This is a genomic window from Streptomyces silaceus (assembly GCF_001419745.1).
GTDB classification, from domain to species: Bacteria; Actinomycetota; Actinomycetes; order Streptomycetales; family Streptomycetaceae; genus Streptomyces; species Streptomyces silaceus.
Genome location: NZ_LIRJ01000454.1, coordinates 1 through 10084, shown reverse-complemented (window position 1 = coordinate 10084; position 10084 = coordinate 1). Strand labels below are relative to the sequence as shown.

6 protein-coding genes are annotated in these 10084 nt (G+C 73.9%); 2 read left to right on the top strand and 4 right to left on the bottom strand.

What is annotated here, in order from left to right:
• Positions 1 to 28: 28 nt before the first annotated feature.
• Positions 29 to 1933, bottom strand: coding sequence for an AMP-dependent synthetase/ligase (locus AOK22_RS33730; protein WP_079036997.1), 1905 nt, complete (start codon positions 1931 to 1933; stop codon positions 29 to 31).
• Between the two features lie 94 nt (positions 1934 to 2027).
• On the opposite strand from AOK22_RS33730, the gene AOK22_RS33725 reads away from it, so the two are divergent.
• Complete coding sequence (locus AOK22_RS33725; protein WP_079036996.1) at positions 2028 to 3164, top strand: AraC family transcriptional regulator; 1137 nt, start codon at positions 2028 to 2030, stop codon at positions 3162 to 3164.
• Here the strand turns inward: AOK22_RS33725 and AOK22_RS33720 are convergent.
• Together AOK22_RS33720 and AOK22_RS33715 are read right to left on the bottom strand one after the other, a co-directional pair.
• Positions 3047 to 6283 (bottom strand): tetratricopeptide repeat protein, encoded by a 3237-nt coding sequence (locus AOK22_RS33720; protein WP_157872353.1) that lies wholly within the window; start codon positions 6281 to 6283, stop codon positions 3047 to 3049. The two genes, AOK22_RS33725 and AOK22_RS33720, sit on opposite strands and share 118 nt — an antisense overlap.
• 53 nt (positions 6284 to 6336) lie before the next feature.
• A complete protein-coding gene (locus tag AOK22_RS33715) occupies positions 6337 to 6834 on the bottom strand; it encodes a hypothetical protein (protein ID WP_063795387.1) in 498 nt (165 codons plus the stop codon).
• 187 nt (positions 6835 to 7021) lie between these two features.
• Here AOK22_RS33715 and AOK22_RS33710 point away from each other — a divergent pair, with 187 nt between their 5' ends.
• Positions 7022 to 8185 carry a lipase family protein gene (locus AOK22_RS33710; protein WP_055702520.1) on the top strand — a complete coding sequence of 388 codons (1164 nt, stop codon included), beginning with the start codon at positions 7022 to 7024 and terminating at the stop codon, positions 8183 to 8185.
• Between the two features lie 71 nt (positions 8186 to 8256).
• Here the strand turns inward: AOK22_RS33710 and AOK22_RS33705 are convergent.
• On the bottom strand, positions 8257 to 10084 hold a 1828-nt coding region (locus tag AOK22_RS33705; RefSeq protein ID WP_055702519.1), incomplete at its 5' end, for an InlB B-repeat-containing protein.

Genomic DNA, 10084 nt, shown 5'->3' with positions numbered 1-10084 from the left:
GCCGTGGTCGTGATCGGCGCGGCGGCGGCTACGGCACTGCTGCGGCTGGCGGGGGTTCCGTAGCGGCCCCCGGGCTCTCCGGCACCGCCGGTTCCGCCCGCGACTCCCCCGGCCCCGCGTAGAGCGCGTCCACCACCTTCGCGTACCGCTCGGTCACCGCCTTCCTGCGGACCTTCAGACTCGGCGTCAGGAGCCCGCCCTCCACCGTGAAGTCCTCGTCCAGGACGGCGAATCCGCGGATGCGGGCGGGCCGCGAGACCGTGGCGTTCGCGGCGTCCACGGCCTCCTGGACCAGGGCGCGGACACGGGGGTCGGCGGAGAGCGGCTCGGTGAGCGTCACCTTCTCCCGGGCCGCCCACCCGGCGACCTCCTCCGCGTCCAGCGTGATCAGCGCGACCGGGTGCGGCCTGCGGTCCCCCACCATCACGGCGCGCGAGACGAACCGCGAGTTCTGGACGGCGAGTTCGCTCAGGGACGGCGTGAGGTTCTTGCCGCCGGAGGTGATGATCAGGTCCTTCTTGCGGCCGGTGATCGAGAGGAAGCCGTCGTCGTCGAGCACCCCCAAGTCGCCGGTGTGCAGCCACCCTTCGTCGTCGACGGCCTCGCGGGTGGCCTCCGGGTCGTTGTGGTAGCCGGGGAAGACCATGGCGCCGCGCGCGAGGACCTCCCCGTCGTCCGCGATGCGCAGCTCGACGCCGTCGACGGGACGGCCGACGGTCCCGTACCGCACCGCGCCCGGGTGGTTGAGGGTGAGGACGCCCGCCGACTCCGTCATCCCGTACCCCTCGTAGACCGCGATGCCGCAGGCCCGCAGGAAGTCGAGGGTGTCGGGGCCGATGGGCGCGCCACCGGTGACGGCCCAGCGCACCCGCCCGCCGAGCGCCTGCCTGACCAGGCCGTACAGCGCCTTGTCGGCGGCTTCGTACGCGTCGCGCAGCTCGGCGGGCAGGACGCCGTCGGCGGCCAGGACCCCGATGCGTACGGCCTCCTCGAACCGCTCGCGCCCGCCTTCCTGCGCCTCGGCGAGCGACAGGACCACCGAGCGGATCTTCTCGAACAGCCGTGGCACGGACGGCAGATGGGTGGGGCGCGCCTCCGCCAGCTCACCCACGACGTCCTCGATGCGCCCGCCGAAGAACGTGAGCGCGCCGCCCTCGATGAGCGTCGTGAACTCGATGAGCTGCGCGAGGAGATGGGCCAGCGGCAGATAGAGGTACGTCGAGTCGCCGGGCCCGCCCTCGACGAGCGGCACGCTGGCGGCCTGCACGGCCAGCAGGTTCCCGTGGGTGAGCAGACAGCCCTTGGGGAGTCCGGTGGTGCCGGAGGTGTAGATGATGGTGGCCAGATCGCCGGGCCGACGGGCTTCGGCACGGGTCAACAGAACTTCTTCCGAACCGAGTTCGGCCACTCCGCCCAGCCTGCCCAGGTCACCAGGAACGCCCGCCCCCTCCGTCATGAGCGCCACGTGCCGCACCCCCGGCAGTCGGTCGCGCAGCCGCTCGACCTTCGCCGCCTGGGCCGCGTCCTCGCAGATCACCACCGTCGCGCCCGAGTCCGACAGGACCCAGGCCACCTCCTCGTCGCCCGCCGTCGGATAGACGGGGACGACGACCGCGCCCGCCGCCAGGACGCCGAAGTGGGCGCAGGTCCACTCGGGCCGGGTCTCCGCGAGGACCGCCACGCGGTCGTCCGGGCGGACGCCGAGCGCGAGCAGGGTCCGGCCGACGCGGCGTGCGGCGTCCCTGAGTCCGGCGTACGAGAGTTCCTCCCACACCCCGCCGCGCCGGTACCGCAGGGCGGGCAGCGCGCCGTGGCGGTCCGCGGCCCACTCCGTCAACAGAGCGAGACTGTGCGGGAGTTCCAGGGGCTGTTCCCGTGGCGGTTCCAGCGGTCCTGCACCGGGTACGTCTGCGTCCTTGCGCGTCTGCTCCATGCCACGACGCTAGGGAAGGCACCGCCCCCGCGGGATGACGGGAAGCGTCACCACCGCTGGCCCGAGCGCTCAGCCCGGCGTTACCGTCGTGTACATGGCCAGGCGGACCATCACCGTGCACCATGTGCGGGCCGTGCTGCGCGGCGCCGAGCGCCACGGCGTGGACACCGTGCCGCTGCTGAGGGACGCGGACATCCCGCCGCTGCTCCTCGGCGACGACCGGGCCCGCGTCACGGCCCCGCAGTTCGTGCGGCTCTTCCGCGAGCTGTACCGCGCCACGCAGGACGAGTTCCTCGGCCTCGGCTCCGCCGTCAGCAGACCGGGCACGTTCGCGATGATGTGCCAGGCCTCGCTGGGCTGCCGCGACCTCGGCGCCGCCGTGCAGCGGGGCGTCACCTTCTACGGCCTGTTCCCCGGCGGCCCCGACCTCGTCCTCGAACGACGCGGCGACGAGGCCGTGTTCGGCGTACGCAACGACCTGGAGCAGGACTACTTCCTCGCCGAGTGCCTCGTCATCATCTGGCACCGCCTGTGCAGCTGGCTGATCGGCCGCCGCATCCCGTTGCGCTGGGCCGAGTTCGGCCATCCGCCGCCCCCGCACGAGGACGAGTACGAGCTGCTCTTCGGCTGTCCCGTGCGCTTCGGTGCCGGGCGCACCGGCGCCGGCTTCCCGGCGCACTGGCTGGGCGCCCCGCTGATCAGGGACGAGGTGGCGCTCGACGAGATGCTGCGCCGGGCGCCCTTCGAACTGCTCACCCGGCGCGAGTACGGCACGACGGTCGCCGAGCAGGTGCGCCGCCTCCTCGCGCGGTCGCTGCGCTCCTCGCCGCGGCTGCCCTCGCTCGGCGAGATCGCGGCACGGCTCGCGGTCAGCCCGGCGACGCTGCGCCGCCGGCTGGCCGAGGAGTCCACGTCGTACCAGCAGCTGAAGGACGCGGTGCGGTGCGACGCGGCCATCGCGGGGCTCGCCGAGGGCGGCGAGCCGATCGCGGAGCTCGCGGCGCGGCTCGGCTTCTCCGAGGACACGGCGTTCCACCGGGCGTTCCGGCGGTGGACGGGGACGACTCCGGGGGCGTACCGCACGGAACGCCCCGGCAGCGCCCCGCCCGTCCCCTACCGCTCCTCGCCGTCCTCCGGGGAGGCGTCACCGGGCGCGGCGTCGGCCGTGTCGGAGGGCGGCGCGTCCACGGGGGCTCCGGGAGCCGTGCCCGGTGCCGCGCCCGGCGGCTGAGGCGTCGCCCCGTCGAGCACCGCGCCGTTGACGACGGCCGCGGCGCCGTTCACCGCCGTCTCCCCCTCCGCCTTGCCGAGCCGCTTGCTGGTGCGGCCGAGCGCGATCAGCACGGTGATCAGCGAGGTGGACCTGCCCTCGATGCGCCGCGTGTACCGCACGGCCTCCTCGTAGGCGGCGTGCGCCTGCGGCAGCATGTCCTGCGCGTCGTAGGCGTCGCCCAGGTCCTTGAGGACGGTGGCGTACCAGCCGGGGTCGGCCTCGCCGTCGACGAGCCCAAGCACCAGCTGGCAGGCGGCGGCACCCTGCGCGTACGCGCCCTCGAGACCCAGGTTGCCCAACTCCTCATAGGTGAGGGCCATGTTGTGCAGGACGGCGGCGCGCCGCTCCACGTCCCCGATGTGCGGCACCTCGACCGCGAGCTCTTCGAGCACCTCCCGCGCCTCGGCGGTCTCGCGCATCGTGACCAGGGTGTTGGCAAGGGCGGTCATCGTGGTGGCGAGGTCGCTCGGATTGTCGGCCCGCTTCTTGTACGAGACGGACTGCCGGAAGTGCTCGGCGGCCTCCTTGAGGTCGTGGGCGTCGCGGTAGGTGTCGGCGATGTCGTGCAGGATGACGCCGTAGACGCCCGGCGACTCCTCCGGGTCGGTCAGGTCACGGGCCTCGTGGAAGCACGCGAGCGCCTGCTGGAACCGGGCGGGCCGCCGCGGGCTGGTCTCTTCCGGCATGGTGGGACTCCGTTCGGGGTCGTGGGGCGGGTTCCCGCGGTCTTCCAGGAGTTGCCGGCCGCGGTTGATCAGGGCGTTGGCGAGATAGGAGGCGGCGCCCGATGGCTGGGCGTGGTCGGGGCCGAACAGCGCGAGCAGATCGCCGAGTTGCTGCCGGTAGGCGAGGACGGCACCCGCGAGGTCTCCCGCCTCCTCCCAGGTGAAGGCGAGGTCGCGGATGGTGATGAGCGTTTCGATGTGGTCGCGCCCGAGGACCCGCTCCATGGTGACGAGAAGCCCTTCGAGGACGTCGAGCGCATGGTGGACGCGGCCCGCCCTCCGCAGCCTGTGGGCCAGTTCGCGGCGGACGGTGAACGTCTCGGGCTGGTCCGGGCCCAGCACCCGCTCATGGTCGGCGACCAGTTCCTCGAACGCAGCCACGGCGCCGTCGGCGTCGCCCGCCTCCCCCCGGAACAGGGCGAGGTTGTCCCGGGCCAGGAACGTCTCGGGGTGATCGCGGCCGTAGAGCTGTTCCCGGTCGACGACCAGCTGCTCCAGCGCGGCAACGGCACCCACCGTGTCGCCCGCCTCGCCCCACAGCCGGGCGAGGAACCCCCGGACGGTGAGTGTCTCGGGCAGGTCGTCTCCCCCTTCGCGCAGCTGGAGGTCGCACAGCAGCCGCTCGTACTCCTCCAGGGCGCCCGGCACGTCTCCGTTCTGCCCGCGTGCGTAGGCCACTTCGTGGCGGGCCCGCAACGTCGCGATGTCGTCGGGACCGCAGACCCTCTCGTAGTCGTCGAGCACCTCCTCCAGCACGCCGAGCGACACCTGTGCGTGGCCCGACCGCCCCCACAGGTCCCCCAGGACGAGCCGCGCCTCGATGGTGTCGCGGTGGTCGGCCCCGAGACGCCGTGCGGACTCCTCGACCAGGAACCTGAAGTGGCCCATGGAATCCTCGTACCGGGCCTCCCACGTCAGGCTGTGCCCGAACACCACCAGCACGGCATGCATGCCCGCCCCCCACAGCGCGCCCTCGGCCACCTTCCTCAGGGCCTCGGTGTTCGCCCGCATCACCCCGCTCAGCACGGTGTTCCGCTCCACCTGCGGCCAGGCCCCCACCAACGCGTCGGCCGCCCGGACCGCCGCCTCCTCGACCCCCTCCCGCGACAGGGACTCACGAATGCTGCGCTGCACCAACTGGTGGACGCGGACGGCCTGATGGGGCACCCCGGGCGTGTAGTCGACCAGATGCATGCGGTGCAGGACGCGCAGCGCGTCGACCGCGTCGTCGGGCTCCACCGGCGCGTCCCGCGGCGGCTCCGCCGGCCCCGGCGGGGTGCGGTGCAGCGCGAGGTACGCGCGGGCCTCCTCCCCGGTGAGCACCGCCTCCGGGATCCCGCTGGGGTCGAGCACGGAGATGAGGGAGAGCAGCGGCCTGGCCAGGCCGCACGGCCGCAGGCGGTCGGCGCGGTCCACGGACAGCGACCAGGTCGCGGCCAGGGTGACGGTCTGCGCGTCGGGCAGCGAGCCCGGCTCGGGCACGAGCCGGGCCAGGTCGCGGGCTCGGTTCGCGAGCAGGTCGCGGTAGGCGGCGCAGTCGAGCCCGGTCTCCAGGAGGTACGCGGCGGCCTGCGACATCGCGAGCGGCAGGTCCCCGAGGTCCGCCGCGAGTTCGGCGATGCAGTCGGCGGGCCGGACGGGGTTCTCCACGAGGGCCCGCGCGTCGGACCCCACGTCGGTCCCCACGAGGGACCGCGCGCCGGACCGCTCCACCGGCGAGGCGCCCCCGCCGTCCGTACCGCCGTCCGTACCGCCGTCCGTCCCCCCGCCCCGCTCCCCCGAGAGCACCTGCGTGAGATACGCGACCGACTCCTCGCGCGCGAACAGGCCGACGTCGATGCAGCGGCGCCCGTGCCCGGTCAGGACGGCGTCGCGGCGCCGTGTGGTGACCAGCGTCCTGCCGTGCGGCCCCGCGGCCGGCGGCCACAGCCGGACGCGGAGCCGGGCGGGGTCCTCCAGCAGGTCGACCGGGTCGGTGAGGTCGTCGAGCACCACCAGCCAGCCGGGCCCCCGCTCGGCGTCGGCGGCCAGCCGCCCCTGTTCGAGCCAGGCGAGGAAGCGCGCGGCGGCCTGCTCGGAGTCGGCGAGGGAGATGCCGAGCACGTCCTCCGCGGCCTGCGCGTACGCGGCGACGACGGCCTCCCGCTTGACCGCCGTCACCCACAGGAGCAGCCCGATCTCGCCGCTGCGCAGCAGGTCGCGCGCGTAGCGGGCGGCGAGCTGGGTCTTGCCGACGCCACCGGTGCCGGAGAGGACCTGGCCGAGCACGGCGGTGCCGCCGTCGGCCATCTCCCGGGCCAGCCGACGGCCCACGTCCCGGTCCTGGAAACAGTGCGCCTCCTGGGGCAGCACTCCGACGATGTGCGGGCTGTGCCGCGAGAGCGGCCTGCTGCCCGCCGGTCCGCTCAGCCCTCGTTCGGATCCGGCGGGGAAGGGTGGCCGAACCTCACGTCCCCGTGCATCTCGGCGATGTTGACGGGGTTGCCGTAGTTCCTGACGTCCCCCACGACCGCCTGCCCGCCGGGTCCGGACGCCGTCACCTGTCCCACGACCGTCCGGCCGCGGCTGTTGAGGTCACCCAACTCGTCCACCAGGGCGCGCAGTTCGTCCGCGAGGCCCGCCCGCATACCGTCGTCCAGATCGTCCAGGGCGATCTCGAAGCGGGTGCGCCAGGAGATCTGTTCGTCGTCGCGCAGCCGCCGGCCCAGCTCGCCCTCGGTGCCGGCGAGGTTCGCGTCGGTGCGGTCCAGGCGCGCCAGTTCGGCCCGTTCGCGTGCGGGGTCGCCCCGGCCGAACCACCGGGCCACCGCCCGCCGGACGGCTCCCCAGGCGTCGGTGCCCGCCGCCTGCACGACGGCGGCCGATCCCGCGGCCGCAAGCGCTGTCATGGCGTCGTCGAGCATCGCCACACCCCCATCGTCCCGAGCCCGCGGCTCCCCCTCAAGTGAACGTAGCGCCGAGGCGGCGGCCTGGATACCTGCGAGCCGGGGTCAACGAAGGTGAGCGTCCCGGTCAGCCCCGTCCTTACTCACGGGTCACTACGGTCGGAGCCGGAACACCCCAGCCCCTGAGGACAGTTGGGATAGCCGCATGCACACACGCACCAGCCTCGGAGCGTGGGCCGTGGTCGCCGCGCTCGGCCTGTCGGCCGTCGTCCCGCTCACCGCCGCCCACGCCGACGAGCGCGGCGGGACCGGGTCCCCCGGCGACGTCGTGAGCGCCGAGCCGAGCAGCTTCCACCCCCTGCCGGGACAGCCGACCCACACCAAGGCCTGGAAGATCCACTACCGCTCGACCACGGCCACGGGTGCGCCCAACACCGTCTCCGGCACGGTCATCGTGCCCCAGGACGGCCGGACGGGCCCGCGCCCCCTGATCACCTACGCCGTCGGCACCGTCGGCGTCGGCGACCACTGCGCCCCCAGCGCCGGCTTCCCCCGGGGCACCGCCCTGGAGGCCAACCTCATCCAGCAGCTCACCCTGCGCGGCTGGGCGGTGGCCGTCACCGACTACGAGGGCCTCGGCACCCCCGGCGACCACACCTACACGGTGGGCCGCGCCGAGGGGCACGCCATGCTGGACGCGGCCCGCGCCGCGATCCGCCTGCCCGAGGCGGGCCTCGGCGAGGACACCCCGGTCGGCATCATGGGCTACTCGCAGGGCGGCCAGGCGTCGTCGTGGGCGGCCGAGCTGCACGACTCCTACGCCCCCGAGCTCGACGTCAAGGGCACGGCGACCGGCGGCGTCCCCGGCGACCTGCTGAAGGTCGCGAAGGCGAACGACGGCTCGTACGGCTCGGGGCTGGTCTTCATGGCGGCGATCGGCCAGGACGCGGCCTTCCCCGAGCTGAGGCTCGACTCCTACCTGAACCCGGCGGGCCGCACGCTGCTCGGCACGCTGAAGAACACCTGCGTGGCGGACGGCGCGGTCCTCGGCTCCTTCACGTCGATCGACTCGATGACGACGAAGAACCCCCTCGAACAGCCCGACTGGCAGCGGCGGCTGCGCGAGTCGCAGGTCGGCACGCACCGGCCGGACGCGCCGGTGTACCTGTACCACGCGCTCGCCGACGAGCTCATTCCGTACGGCGTGGGCAAGCAGGTGCGTGCGGACTGGTGCGCGCGGGGCGCGAACGTGGAGTGGCACACGGTGCCGGTCGGCGAGCACGTCAGCGGCGTGATCACGCAGTCGCCACTGGCGGCGCAGTGGCTGGCGGACCGGTTCGCGGGGAAGCCGGCCCGGAGCAACTGCTAGGAGCCGCGGGGCGGTCGGGGCGGTCCGTGGGGGGGGCGCCCCGACCGGCGTACCGGGTCCGGGATCCAGGACTACTTCCCGTACGTCACGGTGACCTTCCTGGTCTTGGCGTTCCAGGTCAGCGTGCCGCCCTGGAACCACTGCCGCACGTCACGGCCGCCGTTGACCCGCTTCTCGCCCGACCTCGGGTAGCCGAGCCTGCCGCGCTCCCAGCCGCGCTTCTGCCACGCGGTGCGGAAGGCGCCCCACACGGGCTGCATGCCGGTCTGGGGCGAGTAGTAGAGCGAGCCGCCCTGGTAGTGCTGGAAGCCGCCGCCCTTCGGCAGGGCGCGGCGGTCGGTCGTCGGGCACTTCAACCGGCCCTTGGCGCCGCCCAGTCGGTCCCACTTCTCGCGGAAGCCGCCGGTCGGCATCTTCGCGCACGGCTGCTTCGGCGGGGCGAAGCGGGCGACGAGGCGGTGTCCGGCGTTCATGGCCAGCGACATGTCCCGTGCCGTGTTGGAGTGCGGTGTGCCGTCCAGGGTCCAGCCCGCGAAGGTGTACCCGGCCGCCGGGTAGGCCCGCACGACCACGCGGGTGCCGCTCTTGTACGGCCCCCAGACGAACGCGCGCGTGGTGCCGCCCTTCTCGGGCGACGACCCGAGCGTGAGGGCGTGGCGGGCGCGCGGCGCGGCCGGGGTGCGGTAGTCGCCGACCAGGCGGGTGGTCGCCCGCAGGACGCGCGTCTGGTCGTTGTCCCGGTCGCCGAGGGGCTGCCCGTCGTAGCGGTTACGGCTGTTGGCGTACTGGTTGACCTGCTCGCACCACTTCTTGCCCGCCGCGCAGTTCCATTCGTACGCCATGATCGTGGAGTACTTCTGGTCGGGCGTGATCCAGCCGGTGTTGTACGGGTACGTCGTGCTGGGCGTGCCCCGGCCGTACTTGTCGTTCCGCAGCGTCCAACGGTCGTGGTCCAGGCCGAGGTTGTGGCCGATCTCGTGGCTGACGCCGTCGGTGAGGACGGCCTCCATCCCCTCCACGGCGAAGGCCTCGTCCTCGGTGCCGGGGCCCGGCGCGTCGGGGCGGTGGGCGAGGCCGCTGCCCCCGTTGTCCGCGAGGACCAGCACGGTGTCGGCGGCGTACCGCTTGCGCAGCGCCGCCGCGGTGGCGCCGATCTTCCTGTCCTTCGGGTCGGACAGGCGGTCGAGCATGACGCCCGGGTCCTTCTCGGCGGCGGCGTCGCGGAAGCCGGTGACCTCCTGGACGTGCACGACGTCGATGCTCGCCGTCACGCCGCTGTCCGACAGGGCGCGGTTCATGCGGGTCTCGATGGTGGAGGCGGTCGCCCGCAGGCTGCGGAACTTCAGGTCGCCGCGGGCCTTCGCCGCCTCGGTCGGCGTGAACAGGAGCAGCACGTCGACGACGGCGGGCCCGGTGCGGCCGGGCTTCGCGCGGCCGGGCACGCGGCCCGCCTTCTCGCCGGAGTCGACCGTGTCGTCCGCCGTGTCCCGGGGCAGCTTGGACAGGTCCCACTCCTCGAAGACGGCGGTGCTCGGCCGCCCCTCGGCGGGATGGACGGCGTACGCGCCCCGGGGCCCGAGGTCGGCGAAGCCCTCCAGGGCGATCGGCTTGCCGCTGTCGTCACCCGCGCAGGCGTTGGTGACCTCGACGCGCACCTGGTGGTCGGGGTGGCCGACCTCGTGCCCCTCCCAGGAGATGGTGCCCTCGCCGTCGTCCATGGAGTGGTCCTCGACGACGCGGGCGGTCACGTCGTACGGGAAGAAGACCAGCGTCGACTCCTGCGGCGGCCCCGCCTCGGGCCGGTCGCAGAGGTACGCGAAGTGCTCGCGGCGCAGGTCGACGGAGGCGGAGCGGACGACCCAGGGGTCGCGCCCGTCGTCGGCGCCGGGCGGGGGCGCG

Excerpts from the sequence above, each read along its gene's own strand:
- AOK22_RS33730 (WP_079036997.1), bottom strand. The coding sequence starts at position 1,933 with ATGGAGCAGACGCGCAAGGACGCAGACGTACCCGGTGCAGGACCGCTG.
- AOK22_RS33725 (WP_079036996.1), top strand. The coding sequence starts at position 2,028 with ATGGCCAGGCGGACCATCACCGTGCACCATGTGCGGGCCGTGCTGCGC.
- AOK22_RS33715 (WP_063795387.1), bottom strand. The coding sequence starts at position 6,834 with ATGCTCGACGACGCCATGACAGCGCTTGCGGCCGCGGGATCGGCCGCC.
- AOK22_RS33710 (WP_055702520.1), top strand. The coding sequence starts at position 7,022 with ATGCACACACGCACCAGCCTCGGAGCGTGGGCCGTGGTCGCCGCGCTC.